Source organism: Methylocella silvestris BL2 (genome assembly GCF_000021745.1).
Lineage (GTDB): Bacteria > Pseudomonadota > Alphaproteobacteria > Rhizobiales > Beijerinckiaceae > Methylocapsa > Methylocapsa silvestris.
On the sequence record NC_011666.1, the window covers coordinates 2818969 to 2834730 of the forward strand.

Genomic DNA, 15762 nt, shown 5'->3' on the forward strand with positions numbered 1-15762 from the left:
GGCGATGCCGGCTGCCGAAAGCGTGCAAAGCGTCGTCGACGTGCTGTTTCCGGTCGCCGTCGACACCGCCTATTCCTATGTCGCCCCCGCCGCGATGGGCCTCGTCCCCGGCGCTTTCGTCGAAGCGCCGCTCGGACCGCGGCGGGCGATCGGCGTCGTTTTCGCGCAGCGCCCGGCCCCGCCCGGCGCCTCCAATCTGCGCGCCGTCGCCGCCCGGCTCGACATCTCCCCGCTTGGCGACCGCCTGCGCGACTTTATCGACTGGGTCGCGCGCTGGGGCATGAGCCCGCGCGGCATGGTGTTGCGGATGGCGATCCGCGCCCCGTTTCACGCCGCGCCCGAGCCGAAGCGGGTCGGCCTGCGCCTGACCGGCGCCGCGCCGGCCCGCCTCACTCCGGCGCGGGAGCGGACGCTGGCCGCGGCGCAAGCGGGCGGCCTGATGACGAAGGCGGCGCTGGCCAAAGCGGCCGGGGTTTCGGCCTCGGTCATCGACGGGCTCATCCGTCAGGGCGTCTTCACGCTCGAAACCTTGGCGCCTGAGCCTGCCGCGCCGGTCGGCGATCCCGATTTCCGCCAGCCGCTGCTTTCGCAAGATCAGGCCGCCGCCGCCGCCGAGCTGGCGAAAGCCGTCTTGGCGCAGAGCTTTTCGGTGACGCTGCTCGAAGGCGTCACAGGCTCGGGCAAGACCGAAACCTATTTCGAGGCGATCGCCGCCGCTCTCCGCGCCGGGCGCCAGACGCTGGTGCTGCTGCCGGAAATCGCCCTGACCAGCCAGTTCGTCGACCGTTTTGGCGCGCGTTTCGGAGCCGCGCCGGTCGAGTGGCATTCAGGGATAGGCGCCGCGCGGCGTGCAAGGATCTGGAGCGCTGTCGCTTCAGGCGAGGCGAAAATCATCATCGGCGCGCGCTCGGCGTTGTTTTTGCCGTTTCAATCGCTGGGGCTCGTCATCGTCGACGAGGAGCATGACGGCGCCTACAAGCAGGAGGACGGCGTCGTCTATCACGCCCGCGACATGGCGGTGGTGCGCGGCCGGATCGAGCAATGCGCAGTGATCCTCGCCAGCGCGACGCCCTCCATCGAGACGCGGGTCAACGCCGATCAGGGCCGCTACCGGCGCCTGGTGCTGAAAGACCGATTTGGCGGCCGCGCCATGCCGAAGATCGAGGCGGTCGATATGCGGCTCAAGCCGCCGCCGCGCGGCAAATGGATTTCGCCTGCGCTGATCGCCGCACTCGCCGACAATCTCGGCAAGGGCCAGCAATCGCTGCTGTTCTTAAACCGGCGCGGCTATGCGCCGCTGACGCTCTGCCGTAGCTGCGGCCATCGGTTCCAATGCCCGAATTGCGCGGCGTGGCTCGTCGATCATCGCTTTCGCAAGGCGCTGATCTGCCACCATTGCGGCCATATGGAGCGCCGTCCGGAGCTTTGCCCCAATTGCGAGGCGGTTGAATCCCTGATGGCTTGTGGGCCGGGCGTCGAGCGGCTGGAGGAGGAGGCCGCCGAGCTGTTTCCCGACGCGCGGCTCATGATCCTGTCGTCCGATCTGGCGGGAGGCGCGGAGCGGCTCAGGGCCGAATTCGAAGCGGTGGCGCGCGGCGCCTGCGACATCGTGATCGGCACGCAGCTGGTCGCCAAGGGCCATAATTTTCCGGGGCTGACGCTGGTCGGCGTCATCGACGCCGATATCGGCCTGACCTCGGGCGATCCGCGCGCGGCGGAGCGCACCTTTCAATTGCTGCAGCAGGTCACCGGCCGCGCCGGCCGGTTCGAGACGCCGGGGCGCGCCCTGGTGCAAAGTTTTCAACCCGAGCATCCGGTGATGCGGGCGATCCTCTCCGGCGACAGCGAAAAATTTTACGCCGAGGAAATCGAACAGCGCCGGCGCGCCGGTCTGCCGCCATTCGGCCGGCTGGCGGCCTTGATCGTCTCGGGCAATGATGCGGCGTCGGCCGAGGCTTTCGCTCGCGCTTTGGCGCGGGCGGCGCATGATCTGCCGCGCTCGGATGGATGGACGCTCGCTGCGGCCGGAGGGTTGCCGACCGAGGGCGAACTTTCCCTGCTCGGACCGGCGGAGGCGCCCATCGCGATCCTGCGCGGGCGCCACCGCTTCCGCCTGCTCATCCGCGCGCCGCGCTCCTCCGATTTGCAGGGATTTTTGAACGCTTTGCTTGCAGCGGGACCGCCGCAACGCGGTGGGGTGAACGCGGCGATCGATATAGACCCGCAAAGCTTTTTGTAGAAAATTAAATTGTGCAAAATTATATATTTGCAATCCTGTTAATTGTCCGCAATTGATATCCGAAACCTGTAGTCGCGATTGATATTCAAAATCCTTCTTCCGCTGCGCACGCATAACCCAAATAGGCGATGACGGTTTGGATTACTAAAAGTTAATTCAGAAAGGGAATTAACGCGCACCGGGAAAACGGGCGGCATGAAAAAATTCAGACAGCAATTTTCCAGGGTTCGAGGCGTTGTTTTGAGCCTCGTCGCGATCGGCGCGGCCTTGGGATTCTCCCCCGGCGCAGCCATGGCGGCCAACCGGGGCTCCTGTTCCGGTCCCGACCCGAATCCTACGCCAAATCCGATCAAGCCGGGCGACAAGACCACATTCGGGGTCTATTTCTATTGCCTCGGCCCGGGCATCGGAAATTTCCTCAACGACAACGTCACGCTTCAGGTGTCGAAACTGCCCGCTGGCGTCACGTTCAGTCCCAAGACCGCAGCGGTCAAGGGCGGCGACGTCACCACCATTACCGTCACCACGTCAAAAACCACGCCCGCCGGCTCGAGCGTCAAATTCACGGTGGGGGCCAAAGGCAAGACCTGCGCCGCCTATACGCCGCCCTGTCCTGTCAGCTTCCAGATCAAGCCCGAAATCACCTGTCCGAAGTCAGCGAAGGGCGTATGCCCGAACGTCTGGTGGTTCAATGGAGTCGACCCGCAGCCGAAAAATTATGTGACGACGATTGACGCCTCGCCGGGTGGGACCGACTACAACTGGCAGATCACCGCCGGCTCGCAATATGCGCAATTCTCCAATAATTCGGCGACGATGGACACCAAGAGCAAGAATTCGGTGGTCGTCGAGCCGAGCGCGGACCCGGGCACAGGCGCGCCGACGGTCAGCGTGAAGGTGACAGTCAAGAGCAAGGACGGAACGGCGACGTCGGATGAATTCAAGCTCACCGTGCTGAAACCCTACAAGCTCGCGCCGAATGGCATTGTCGATGCGAAAGATGGCCAGGGCTTTCACTCCCGACCGACCTATCTGTTGCAGGATCAGACCGGCAAGACATTGCCGTTTCCCGTCACGGTCAGAGAAAATTTCAATGCCGGCTCGTCCAATCTGTGGCCTGGCGGCAGTAACTGGACCGCGGGCAATACCAAGGAGCAGACCCTGCTCGCTAACCCAACCGACATTCACGATGATCTGATCAAATCGGGGGCTGGATGCAATATTCTCATTCCGTCCTTGGGACAGGTCCCCTGCGCTCATCCGCCTGCAACGGTCAAGGAATGCGGTAACCAACTCTGCACGCAGCCGGTGATTTCATGGACGGGCGGGGTCTGGATCGGCGGCGTGGCCGCAAATCGCACCAGCGGCGTTCAGGTCATGTCGAACTCCTGGGTGCTTTACCAGGATCACGGACGAAACTGTGCGCGGAAGTCGCCGCTCTCGGCTGGCGCTGACAACACCTTCTGTCCCAAATAACGAACCATCGCGGGAGACCACGCGGATGAAGATCAAAGTCCTGGCCCTGCTGACGGCCGGGCTGGCCGCCGGGTCGGCCCGCGCCGAATTGCTTCCCGACGCCGACGCTCCTGAGCTGACGCAGGCGGCGCAGGTGATCGCCGTCGGCCGCGCCAGCCATACGGATGGAACTGGGCCCATTCTGATAGCGGTCGACAGCTTTCTGAAAGGGGGCGGGGCTTTGCGCCAGCTCGCGGTTTCGCCCGATTTCGCCGGCGTCGGCAAGATCGAGGAGCGGCAATACGGGATCTTCTTCCTCGGCCGCCGGGGCAAGGGCGGCGCCTATTCGGCGGCCGACCCCTATCATCCTGCTTTGGTCGCCGCCCCAGGGCAGTCGCTGGCCGCCTCGCCCGATGCGCTTGCCGGCGTCGCCGGGGCGCTCGCTTCCGTGCTGACCGCGCCCGCCGCGACTCTGATCGATCCCGTGAAAGGGGTGCAGGGCCTCGTCACAGCCGCGCCGGCCGACCAGGCGCAATATGTCTATTACGCTGCGGCGCAGGCCCTTGCGACAATTCCTTACCCTGAGGCTGGCCTCGCCCTCAAGGCGATCGCCGCGTCGGATCAGCTTCCCGCCCGTCTTTGGGCGATGTATGTGCTCTTCTCGATGGATGAGGCGTTGGACGACGAGGAAAAGGCCGACTATGTGCGGTCGGTTGCGCCCATCCTCGCCGATCCGGGGACTCTCGGGTTCAGCGCATCAAAACTGGCGAACGCCATTGACGCGCATGTGGATTCGCCAGAGCTCATCCCGGCGTTGACCGTCATGCTGGGGTCGAACGAGGTCGCCGTGCGCCGCGCGGCGGCGTCTGTGCTCAGCCGCCTCGCCGCGCCGGAGGTCGCCGCGCCGCTTGCGAAGACCGCGCTCAATGACAGCGACGAATCCGTGCGGTTCTACGCCGTGCGCGGCCTCGCCCTGTTACAGGATCCGACGACGGCGCCGACGCTTGCGACTTTTGACGCGAAGCAAAGCGAACTGCTGCAGCAATGGCGTTCCTGGGCGCGCGCCCGTTTCGGCTCATAGCAGCGCTTCGGGCGGCGCGGTCTGAATCCTGGCGCTCAGGCGCCGCTGTCGCCCAGAAGCTGGCGCAGGGCGTCAACGTCCCGAGCGGGCAACGAGCAGGCGCCGCCGGCGCAAACGAAAGCCGCGGCCTCGCCTGCGAGCTCAGCCTGGGCGCGCGCCGGATGGGCCGCCGGGATCTCGTCCGGCCGGTCGAGGTCCATCACGATCCGGTCGATGAAAGGGGCGCCGAGCGCCGCCTCATAGAGCGGCGCGCGGGCCGGTCCCGCCGTGACGATCTCCCTGACGCGCAGTCGCAGATCGATGGCGTTGAGGGTTCCGGCGTGGCCGACGATATTGCCGCGGATCGATGGCCCCATGGCCTTGATGAGCGCGTCGGCGCGATCGAGCGCGCCTTGATCTCCAGAAACGCCCGCGAGCCGGATCAGCGCGCCAAGATAGACCGGATGGGCGTTGGGGATGGCGTCGTCGGCCGTCGGCGCGAGCTTGACGATGACGTCGGCAGCGTCCTTCGCCGCCATCGTAATCAGCCGCGAGTCCGGATCGATGTGGCAGGCCTCGAGCGTCTGCGCAAAAGCGCGGGCGTCGGACAAATAATCGCGCGTCGCGGCAAACTCTTTTAAATTACGAACTTCATATAACGCCAGCGCTGCGCGCATCATGGTGGAATAGTCGAGCGCGAGACCCGGCTTGACGAGGACGCCGGCGCGGAAACTATGGGCGAGACGCGTCAGTCCCGCTTCGTCGCGATAGAGCATTGTCGCAACAATGAAATTATAGGCGCGCGCGGCGAGCGCAATCCAGCGATGCTCGCCGGTCAGCGTCGCCGCGTTGACCAAGGCTGCAATCATCAATCCGTTCCAGTCGGCCATGATCTTGTCGTCGAGACCGGGGTGGACGCGCGCCTCGCGCCGGTCGAACAGTCTTTGCCGCAAGGGGGCAAGACGCGCCTCTTCCTCGGCGGTTGGCCGCGCCGATTCGAGCCGGTTCAGGATTGTGACGCCATTTGGATAATGGGCGTCGACCCAATTGCCGATCCGCGCGGCGTTGTAGAATTTGCCGAAGAATCGCGCCTCGTCGGCGCCAAGCGGCTCGACGAGTTCGTCGAACGTCCAGACGTAGAATTTGCCCTCGATCCCTTCGGAATCGGCGTCGAGGCTGGCGCTGAAGGCGCCGCCCGGATTGGTCATTTCGCGTTCGAGCCAGGCGACCGTTTCGCGCGCGCGCTGCAAGAAGAGATCGTCCTTGAAGGCGTCGTAGCAGAGCGCCAGGCATTCGAGAATCTGCGCATTATCATAAAGCATCTTCTCGAAATGCGGCACGAGCCAGCGATCGTCGGTGGAATAGCGGGCATAGCCGCCGCCGAGATGGTCGTAGATGCCCCCTTCCGACATTTTTTCGAGCGCGAGCCGCATCGCTTGGCGGTAGGCGGCAGTGCCGGTGCGGGCGCCGGCGCGCCACAGCATTTCGAGGATCGGCGTATTGGGGAATTTCGGCGCGCCTTTGAGGCCGCCGTCGACGGTGTCGATCGCGGTCACGAGCTGGGCGGCGATATCGTCCATTTGCGCGAGCGAGAAATCGCCGCCGCTTGCGGTCGGCGCTTTTGTCAGATTGCGCCGAACCGCGCCGACATTGGCGGCGATCCGATGCGGCTCCTCATGAAAAGCGTGGGCGACCGTGCGCAGCACGGTGACGAAGGCCGGGCGGCCATATTGCTCGGTCTTGGGAAAATAGGTGCCGCCCCAGAACGGTTCGCCCTTTGGCGTCAGGAACATGGTGAGCGGCCAGCCGCCGCGCTCGCCGAAGGCGTGCAGCGCCTGCATATAGATATGATCGATATCCGGCCGTTCCTCGCGATCGACCTTGATATTCACGAAGAGCTCGTTCATGACGGCGGCAGTCGCTTCGTCCTCGAAGCTTTCATGGGCCATGACATGGCACCAGTGGCAGGCGGCGTAGCCGACGGAGAGCAGGATCGGCTTTCCCTGCGCCGAGGCCTCGGCGAGCGCCGCCTCCGACCACATGCGCCAATGCACGGGATTGTTGGCGTGCTGCAGCAGATAGGGGCTCGCCGCCTGACCGAGTTCATTGGCTGACATGACTTGGGCTGACATGGCTTAAGATCCTTGCCGTCGGCGATGTTCAAGGCTGGCTATTTACAAACTTTATATAGCCTTGGGAGTCCGGCGTTGAATGGGTTAGAGGGTTCCGCGCCGATCGGGCGCAGCGGAGATACGATCTTCGCCGTCGCCTCGGGCGCCGGGCGCGCGGCGGTTGCGATTCTGCGCCTTACGGGACCGGCCAGCGGCGCGATTGTCAAGGCCGTCGCGGGACGCCTGCCGCCTCCTCGCGTCGCGACGCTGGCGACGTTCAGAGATCCGGCGACAGGCGAAGCGATCGATCAAGGGCTCGTCATTTTTTTTCAAGGTCCGCGCAGCTATACCGGCGAAGACAGCGCTGAATTTCACATCCATGGCGGGCGGGCGGTGGTCGCCGGGCTGATCGCGGCGATCGGCTCTTTCGAGGGCGCGCGCGCGGCGGAAGCGGGCGAATTTTCGCGCCGCGCCTTGATGAATGGCAAGCTGGATCTTGGACAGATCGAGGGGATCGGCGATCTTGTCGCCGCCGAAACCGCATCGCAGAGGCGTCAGGCGTTGCGGCAGACGGCGGGGATGCTGGGGCGGCGCGCCGGCGGCTGGCGGGCCGCCTTGATTGAAGCCTCCGCGCGGATTGCAGCCGACATCGATTTTTCCGATGAAGGCGATGTCGCCGCGGCGCCCGCGCTCGACATCGCTCCCATCATCGCGCCTGTGCTTGCCGAATTGCGGGGCGAGCTTCATGCGGCCCGCGCCGGCGAGCGGATCAGGGAGGGGCTGACCATCGTTATCGCCGGGCCGCCCAACGCGGGGAAATCGACGCTGCTCAACGCTCTGGCCCGCCGCGATGTGGCGATTGTATCGAAACACGCCGGAACCACGCGGGATGTGCTGGAGGTCGAACTTGATCTTGGCGGTTATGCCGCGGTGCTGATCGACACCGCGGGGCTGCGCGAGACGACCGACCCGGTCGAGCAGATCGGCGTCTCGCGCGCTCTGGAGCGGGCGCAAAACGCCGATCTTGTGCTTTGGCTAAGCGAGCTTGGAGACTTTCAGGCGCCCGACGCGAGATTGACCGACGCCGAGCTGTGGCAGGTCGCAACGAAAGCGGATCTGGCGCCGAGCGCGCAAGCGGAGGCGGCGCTTTGCATCAGCGCGGCGAGCGGCCTCAACCTCGATGTGTTGCTCGACCGGCTGGCGCAATTTGCCGCAGAAGCTGGCGGGGCGGGTCACGACGGCGTCATAACGCGAGAACGCCATCGGAAATCCATCGCCGAGGCGGAGAGCGCTTTGGCCCGCATCCTGTCGGATTCCGCGCCTGTGGAGATCGTCGCCGAGGATTTGCGGGCGGCTCTTTTCGCGCTGGAGAGACTCGTCGGCCGGGTTGATGTAGAAGACATCCTTGGCGATATTTTTTCACGGTTCTGCATCGGGAAATAGGCCTGTTTCACGTGAAACAGGGCGAAGGATTAGTGGGCAATGCGAGTGGCGTTTGACGTGATCGTGGTCGGCGGCGGCCATGCGGGGTGCGAAGCCGCTGCGGCCGCCGCGCGGATGGGCGCAAAAACGGCGCTGCTGACCCATTCGCGCGCCACCATCGGCATCATGTCCTGCAATCCGGCAATCGGCGGCCTGGGCAAGGGTCATCTCGTCCGCGAGATCGACGCCTTGGACGGTCTGATGGGCCGCGTCGCCGATGCCGCGGGCATCCAGTTCAGGGTGCTCAACCGCGCCAAAGGACCCGCCGTCCGTGGCCCGCGCGCGCAGGCCGACCGCGCGCTTTACCGCAAGGCGATGCGGGCCGCTCTGGCCGAGACGGCCAATCTCTCGATCGTCGAAGGCGAAGCCGCTGATCTTCGCATCGAAAATGGGGAAGTCACGGGCATCGTGACCGCTGACGGCCGGGCGTTATCGTGCCGCGCCGCGGTCATTACAACCGGCACGTTTTTGCGCGGCGTGATCCATCGCGGCAAAGTCACAATGGCGGCCGGCCGGATCGGTGAAAATCCGGCGATCCGGCTTGGCGAGACGCTGGAAGCGCGTGGCTTTGCTATGGGTCGCTTGAAAACGGGAACCCCGCCGAGGCTCGATGGCAAAACCATCGATTGGGCCGGGCTCGACCGTCAGGCGCCCGATCCCGATCCGCAGCCTTTTTCCACTTTGACCGCGAGCATCGTCAACCCGCAGATCGATTGCTTCATTACACATACGACAGTGGCGACGCATAAGGTCATTCGAGACAACATTGGCCAGTCGCCGGTCTATTCAGGCGCGATTGGCGGACGTGGGCCGCGCTATTGTCCGTCGATCGAAGACAAGGTCGTTCGCTTCGAGGATCGCAACTCGCATCAGATTTTCCTGGAGCCGGAGGGGCTCGACGACGACACCATTTATCCGAATGGAATTTCGACCTCCTTGCCCGAGGAGGTGCAGGACGCCTTCCTTCGCACCATCCCCGGGTTGGAGCGGGTGGCTGTGCTGCAACCCGGCTATGCGATCGAATATGATTTTATCGATCCGCGTGAATTGAAATCCACGCTGGAAACCAAAAAACTGGGGGGCCTTTTTCTCGCCGGCCAGATCAACGGCACCACGGGCTATGAGGAGGCGGCGGCCCAGGGACTTGCGGCGGGATTGAACGCTGCTGCGCGGGCGGGCGGCGGCGCGCCGATCCTTTTTGAGAGGTCAGAGGCCTATCTCGGCGTCATGATCGACGATCTCGTCTGTCGCGGCGTCACCGAGCCCTATCGGATGTTTACGTCACGGGCTGAATACAGGCTGTCGCTCCGCGCCGACAATGCCGATCAGCGTCTGACGGGGGCCGGACTGAAATGGGGATGTATCGGTATGGAGCGGTCGTCCGCCTTTCGGACCAAAATGGCGGCGCTCCAGCATGCGCGCGGATTGCTTGAGGGCTTCAATCTGACGCCGAACGAAGCGGCGCAGCATGGACTGAAGATCAATCACGACGGGGTCCGTCGCGGCGCCTTTGAGCTTCTGGCTCTTGCCGACACATCCTTGGCAAAACTACAGGCGATTTGGCCGGAACTCAGAGAGATAGAGCCTTCGATCGCTGAACAAATCGAAATTGACGCCAAATATGCGGTTTATCTCGATCGGCAGAAACGGGATATTGAGGCGGCGCGCCGGGATGAAGCTCTGCTCATTCCTGACTCTGTCGATTACGATCTCCTCACCGGACTTTCGACCGAGATTCGAGGACGGCTCAGGCAAATTCGGCCCCGCAGCCTGGCGCAGGCGAGCCGCATTGAAGGCATGACGCCGGTTGCGATGACGCTGCTGGCGGCGACCGTGCGGCGCGTGGGCGCCGACTCAAATTGAGCCTTGTGAAGGAAACAGGCGGCCTAAATCTCTCTCGCCTGCGGGGACTCCATCCGCGTCTGGCGGAGCTCCCGGATGTTACATTGCGCCGGCTGGCGCTCTACGAAGCTCTGTTGCGCAAATGGCAGGGTTCGATCAATCTCGTCGCGAAATCGACCCTTGATGACATCTGGATTCGGCATTTTGTCGATTCGCTGCAAGTGTCGGCGGCGGCGCCGCAAGCGCGGCGTTGGGTGGATTTGGGTTCCGGGGGTGGATTTCCCGGACTTGTCACGGCGATTCGCTACGCCGACGACCCGAGCGCGGAAATCCATTTGATCGAGTCCGACCAGCGCAAATGCGCTTTCCTGCGGACTGTTTCACGTGAAACAGGCGCCCACGCCATCGTCCATTGCGGACGGATCGAGGACATAGCGGCGGCCCTCGACGCGCCCTTTGACGCAGTCAGCGCGCGCGCTTTAGCGCCATTTTCCCAATTGCTGCATTATGCCGAAAGATTTCTCGAAAAGGGCGCGATCGGCGTGTTTTCCAAGGGAGAACAGGCCGAGGCGGAATTGACGGGCCTAAGCGCCGCAGCTAGATATCAGATAGCCAGCGTGGCAAGCGAGACCTCTGATTCGGCGCGGCTGATCATCGTGCGGCGCCGCGTCGATTGATGGCGGCCGCAAGCTCAAATCTGCCGCTCATTCTCAAAAATCGGTCGCGTCGCGGCTGTGTGCTCTTTCGCGGGAGTTTCCGTGGCTCCTCCACCGCATCATTTGCGCGTTCTTGTTCTCGCCAACCAGAAAGGCGGCGTGGGCAAGACCACCACGGCGATCAATCTTGGCACGGCGCTCGCCGCAATCGGCGAAAAAGTTCTTCTCATCGATCTCGATCCCCAGGGCAACGCCTCAACCGGTCTTGGCGTTGAGCGCCGTAGCCGCCGCGTCTCGACCTATGACGTCATGATGGGTGCGGAATCGCTGAAGAAAGTGATGCAGCCGACCGCGGTGCCCGGTCTCTCGATCGCGCCCTCAACGCTTGACCTCCTCGGCGTCGAGCTTGAGATTGCCGGCCGCAAGGATCGCGCCCTTCGTCTCAAAAACGCCATTGCGCGCTTCGTCGAGGATCAACAGGGCGAGCCGCCGTCCGAGCGCTTCACCTATGCGTTGGTCGATTGTCCGCCCTCGCTGAACCTGCTGACAATGAATGCGATGACGGCCGCCGATAGCGTCGTCGTGCCGCTGCAATGCGAGTTCTTCGCGCTGGAGGGCCTGTCGCAACTGCTGGCGACGGTCGATCAGGTGCGCTCCACGCTCAACCCTGCCTTGACCATTCATGGCATCGTTTTGACCATGTTCGATTCGCGCAATAGCCTCGCCGCGCAGGTGGTCGCCGATGTGCGGAGTTTCATGGGCGATAAGGTCTATGACACTGTCATCCCGCGCAATGTCCGTATCTCGGAGGCGCCGTCGCACGGCAAGCCCGTGCTGCTTTACGATCTGAAATGCGCCGGAAGCCAAGCCTATCTGAAACTCGCCTCGGAAGTGATCCAGCGTGAGCGGCTCTTTCGCGCGGCTTGAGGTTTAATCACCCAAGAGCCGCTCGTTTAATAAGTATTTGTTATAATGCATGTTTTCCGAACGGGCGGAGCCTTCTCGGGAAAATCGAGCCTAAGGAGAGCGTCGATGATGAAACAAGCGAAAGCGGCCGAAGAGGCGAGGCCCCGCCTCGGACGCGGGCTTGCCGCTCTCATCGGCGAGGCGGCGGAGCCTGCGGGGGACGCCCGCTCGCGCGGCCAGAAGAAGGCGCCGATCGAATTCTTGCGGCCCAATCCGCGCAATCCGCGCCGCGCTTTCGATGAGGCCGAGCTTGAGGATCTGGCGTCCTCGATCCGGGAAAAGGGCGTCATTCAGCCGATCCTGGTGCGGCCGGCGAAAAATCTCGTCGACGCCTATGAGATCATCGCCGGCGAAAGGCGCTGGCGCGCCGCGCAGCGCGCGGGTCTGCATGAAGTGCCGATCGTGGTCGTCGAGGCGACGGACGCCGAGGCGCTCGAACTCGCCATTATCGAAAACGTCCAGCGCAGCGATCTCAATGCGCTCGAGGAAGCAGCCGGCTATGAGCGGCTCGGCGCCGAATTCAGCTATTCACACGCGGACATTGCGCGGCTCATCGGCAAAAGCCGCAGCCATGTCGCCAATACGATGCGGCTCACGAAGCTGCCGGAGCGCACGCGTGCGCTTCTCGCGGAAGGGCGTCTCACCGCCGGTCACGCCCGCGCTTTGTTGATGATCGACCAGCCGGATCAGGTGGCTGAGCGCATCGTCGCCGAGGGTTTGAGCGTCCGCGACGTCGAGCGGCTCCTGCAGGAAAAGGGCGATACGTCGAAGCGCGGCGGGCCGCGCAAGGCTGAGAAAGATCCAAACACGCGCGCGCTCGAATTGGCGCTTTCGACGGGGCTTGGCCTCAAGGTGACGATCGCGGCCGCTGGCGAACGCGGCGAGTTGCGTATCGCCTATCTGACGCTGGAGCAGCTTGACGCTGTCGTGCGCCGCCTCAACCCGGGATAAGCGCCGCGCTGCGCAATCGGCGGCCTTCAGCTTGCTGTGTGTTGCAACGATGGTGGGGGGCTCGACTCAACATTTGTGAAGTCGAACGATTGCCGCCGGGCGGGGCGTGACGCCAGCCGTAAAAAGCCTGTAGCTTTTCGGCAAGGCGCATTGATCGACAACGCGTCTACTTGACATGACAGTCATCATACTAAGATGCTTCGCCGCATGGAGACGGCGGCGGCGCTGTAGAACGCGATCGCTCCAAATTTAACGAGATCGCGCTCATTTTCGGCGAAGAGGGATTGTTGTTTCGATCACCGGACGTCCGCTTCTGAATGTCCGATGATCTGGATCCCTTTTGCCCCGCGAACCGTGGGGCCGCGCCGCTGAGCGGCGGCGCGCATAGACTACAAATCTTCCGACAGCTTGCCGATGTGTTTCTGGCTGTAGAGCTGCACGCCAACCTGCCGAATCAACTCCTGCTGCGTCTCGAGGAAGTCGATATGATGTTCCTCGTCGATCAGTAGCGCGTCGTAAAGCTCCTTGGTGACGCGGTCGTGCACGCTGATGCAATATTCGGCCGCCTCGGTGTAGAGCGAGCGCGCGCCGAGCTCGGCGGCGAGGTCGCAGGACAAGATCTCTTCGACCGACTGTCCAATGCGCAGCGGATCCAGAACCTGCATGTTCGGGAATCCCTCAAGGAACAGAATGCGCGCGGTGATCTTGTCGGCGTGGCGCATTTCTTCGATGGATTCCTCGCGCCACTGCTTGGCGAGATCCTTGAAGCCCCAATTGTCCAGGATGCGGAAATGCAGCCAATATTGATTGATCGCCGTCAGTTCGCTGCGCAGGCTGCGATTTAGATAGTCGATGACTCTGTCGTCACCCTTCATATTAGAACTCCCAAAATTTCAGCGGCGTCGAGCGTGAGGCTGGCGGCGACTGCGTCCTTCATTTCTAGACAGATTCTAAAATAGAGCCCGCGCCAACCGTTGCGCAAGCCATTTCTAGATAAAATACAGCGATAGTCGATATCGCGCCGGCGCGCCATGAGCGGCTGCGAGGCTCTGGCTCGTATTAAGATTCGAATGATCTCAGACAGCGGAAGGCAATTTTCATCTGACAAGTTTCGTTTGACGAACGCGCAGGGAGCGATTTGATGGCGGCGCCAAAGAGGAAATTCAAGTTCGACCCCGATTCGATCGGAAAGGCCGGGCCGGTGAAATCCATCGCGGAGGCGGGGCGCCGCGCGTCAGGCGATCTCGTCGCAAAGACCTTGGCGAATACCGGCGACCTCAAAGCGCAGGACGAATCGTTTAGGCTGCTGTTCGAGGGCGGCCCTATCCCCACGGCTTTGTGCGATCCGGAGTCGGCGCGATTTCTCGTCGTCAATGACGCGGCGGCCGCGCTGTGGGGGTTTTCGGCGTCCGAGTTGCTGGCGATGACGGCTTTCGACATCACGCCCGAGGAGGATTGGGAGGAGGTGCGGGCCTTTGCAACGCGCGATCCGGAAAGCGCGGCGAACCCGCGCGTCGGTCGCCATCTCAGATCCGACCGAAGCGTGATCCACGTCGTCGTGCATTCCCGCGCGATCGTCTTTCGCGACGGCCCGGCCATTCTCGTCACCATCATAGACGTCACGGACAAGCAGCGCGCCGAGCTTCGACTGGCGCATCTTGAGCATCATGACGCGCTGACAGATCTGCCCAATCGCGCGCTCTTCCGCATCAGGCTCGACGAGGCTTTGTCGCGTCTCGACTCCGGGCAGGGTGAAATCGCCGTGCTTTATCTCGATCTGGATCAGTTCAAGGCGATCAACGACACGCTTGGCCACACGGTCGGCGACGCGCTGCTTCGCGCTGTCGCGGATCGGCTGCGCGCCTGTCTGCGCCCGGGCGATACGCTGGCGCGTTTCGGCGGGGACGAATTCGCTTTTCTCTGCGGGCGCCTTGCCGGACCGGATGAAGCCGGCAAGCTCGCCTCTTTGATTGTGGATGAGGTGGGCGGCCCCTATGTCATCCAGGGTCATTGCGTCGAAATCGGCGCCAGCATTGGCGTTGCGATGGCCCCCGGGGACGGGCGCGACTCGGATTTGCTCCTGAAACACGCGGATATGGCGTTGTACCGGGCGAAAGAAGAGGGACGGCGCGCGTTTCGCTTCTTCGAGCCCGAGATGGACGCGCGGGCGCAGGCGCGGCGACAGCTTGAGGCCGATCTTCGCCAAGCTCTCATCGCCTCCGAGTTCGAGCTGCATTATCAGCCCCTCGTCGCCTTGCAGACGGGCGCCATCACCGGGTTCGAGGCGCTGTTGCGGTGGCGCCATCCGATCCGCGGCATGATTCCCCCGGCCGCCTTCATAGGCCTTGCGGAAGAAACCGGCCTGATTGTCCCGCTTGGCGAATGGGCGCTGCGCCAGGCTTGCGCCGAGGCGGCGAAATGGCCCAATCATCTCAAGGTCGCCGTCAATCTGTCGTCAGTGCAATTCAAGCGCGGCGATCTGATCCATTCGGTGCTGACCGCGCTCGCCAATTCCGGGCTGCCCGCCTCGCGGCTTGAGCTTGAGATCACCGAATCGATCCTGCTCGCTGAGAGCGAAGCCAATCTCGCGACCCTGCACAGAATGCGCAGCCTCGGGGTCAGCGTATCGATGGATGATTTTGGCATCGGCTATTCGAGCCTTAGCTATTTGCGCGCCTTCCCTTTCGACAAGATCAAGATCGACCGTTCCTTTGTGAGCGAACTTGGCCATGGATGCGGCTCCAGGGCGATCGTGCGCGCCGTCGCGGGCCTTGGCTCCAGCCTTGGCGTTTCGACAACGGCGGAAGGCGTCGAGACGAGCGAGCAACTCGCTTGGCTTCGCGCCGAAGGCTGCACGGAAATGCAGGGCTTTTACTTCAGCCCCCCGGTGCCCGCCAGCAAGATTGCGCCAATGTTAAAGGCCAATGAAACCGCCGATCCCCGATTCGCGCCTTTGCTCAAGCATTAGCTATGCGCATTCTTTGGATCCCTTTGAGCCCA

At 63.3% G+C, this 15762-nt stretch carries 11 protein-coding genes; 9 read left to right on the forward strand and 2 right to left on the reverse strand.

Annotated elements, in window-relative coordinates; genetic code table 11:
* Positions 1-4 precede the first annotated feature (4 nt).
* The 3 genes from MSIL_RS13165 (at position 5) to MSIL_RS13175 (ending at position 4775) form a co-directional block, all read left to right on the forward strand.
* Positions 5-2239, forward strand: a complete 2235-nt coding sequence (locus tag MSIL_RS13165) for a primosomal protein N' (protein WP_012591575.1) — start codon at positions 5-7, stop codon at positions 2237-2239.
* A gap of 240 nt (positions 2240-2479) precedes the next feature.
* The gene (locus tag MSIL_RS13170; RefSeq protein WP_012591576.1) at positions 2480-3715 is read left to right on the forward strand and encodes a hypothetical protein; all 1236 of its coding nucleotides are present in this window, start codon (positions 2480-2482) and stop codon (positions 3713-3715) included.
* 25 nt (positions 3716-3740) lie between these two features.
* Positions 3741-4775, forward strand: a complete 1035-nt coding sequence (locus MSIL_RS13175; RefSeq protein WP_012591577.1) for a HEAT repeat domain-containing protein — start codon at positions 3741-3743, stop codon at positions 4773-4775.
* 35 nt (positions 4776-4810) lie between these two features.
* Here the strand turns inward: MSIL_RS13175 and MSIL_RS13180 are convergent, their stop codons facing one another.
* A complete protein-coding gene (locus MSIL_RS13180) occupies positions 4811-6886 on the reverse strand; it encodes a thioredoxin domain-containing protein (protein WP_012591578.1) in 2076 nt (691 codons plus the stop codon).
* Between the two features lie 102 nt (positions 6887-6988).
* On the opposite strand from MSIL_RS13180, the gene mnmE reads away from it, so the two are divergent.
* The 5 genes from mnmE (at position 6989) to MSIL_RS13205 (ending at position 12762) form a co-directional block, all read left to right on the forward strand.
* A complete protein-coding gene (mnmE, locus tag MSIL_RS13185; RefSeq protein WP_041369147.1) occupies positions 6989-8308 on the forward strand; it encodes a tRNA uridine-5-carboxymethylaminomethyl(34) synthesis GTPase MnmE in 1320 nt (439 codons plus the stop codon).
* Positions 8309-8347: 39 nt separating this feature from the next.
* Complete coding sequence (mnmG, locus tag MSIL_RS13190; RefSeq protein WP_012591580.1) at positions 8348-10210, forward strand: tRNA uridine-5-carboxymethylaminomethyl(34) synthesis enzyme MnmG; 1863 nt, start codon at positions 8348-8350, stop codon at positions 10208-10210.
* A gap of 83 nt (positions 10211-10293) precedes the next feature.
* Complete coding sequence (gene rsmG / locus MSIL_RS13195; protein WP_244406131.1) at positions 10294-10866, forward strand: 16S rRNA (guanine(527)-N(7))-methyltransferase RsmG; 573 nt, start codon at positions 10294-10296, stop codon at positions 10864-10866.
* Between the two features lie 81 nt (positions 10867-10947).
* Positions 10948-11772 carry a ParA family protein gene (locus MSIL_RS13200; RefSeq protein ID WP_244406132.1) on the forward strand — a complete coding sequence of 275 codons (825 nt, stop codon included), beginning with the start codon at positions 10948-10950 and terminating at the stop codon, positions 11770-11772.
* Positions 11773-11877: 105 nt separating this feature from the next.
* Positions 11878-12762, forward strand: a complete 885-nt coding sequence (locus MSIL_RS13205) for a ParB/RepB/Spo0J family partition protein (RefSeq protein ID WP_012591583.1) — start codon at positions 11878-11880, stop codon at positions 12760-12762.
* 389 nt (positions 12763-13151) lie between these two features.
* On the opposite strand, the gene bfr is transcribed toward MSIL_RS13205, so the two are convergent.
* On the reverse strand, positions 13152-13637 hold the full coding sequence (gene bfr, locus MSIL_RS13210) for a bacterioferritin (protein WP_012591584.1): 486 nt from the start codon (positions 13635-13637) through the stop codon (positions 13152-13154).
* A gap of 266 nt (positions 13638-13903) precedes the next feature.
* Between bfr and MSIL_RS13215 the strand changes: the two genes are divergently transcribed.
* Positions 13904-15730, forward strand: a complete 1827-nt coding sequence (locus MSIL_RS13215) for a putative bifunctional diguanylate cyclase/phosphodiesterase (protein ID WP_012591585.1) — start codon at positions 13904-13906, stop codon at positions 15728-15730.
* Positions 15731-15762 lie beyond the last annotated feature (32 nt).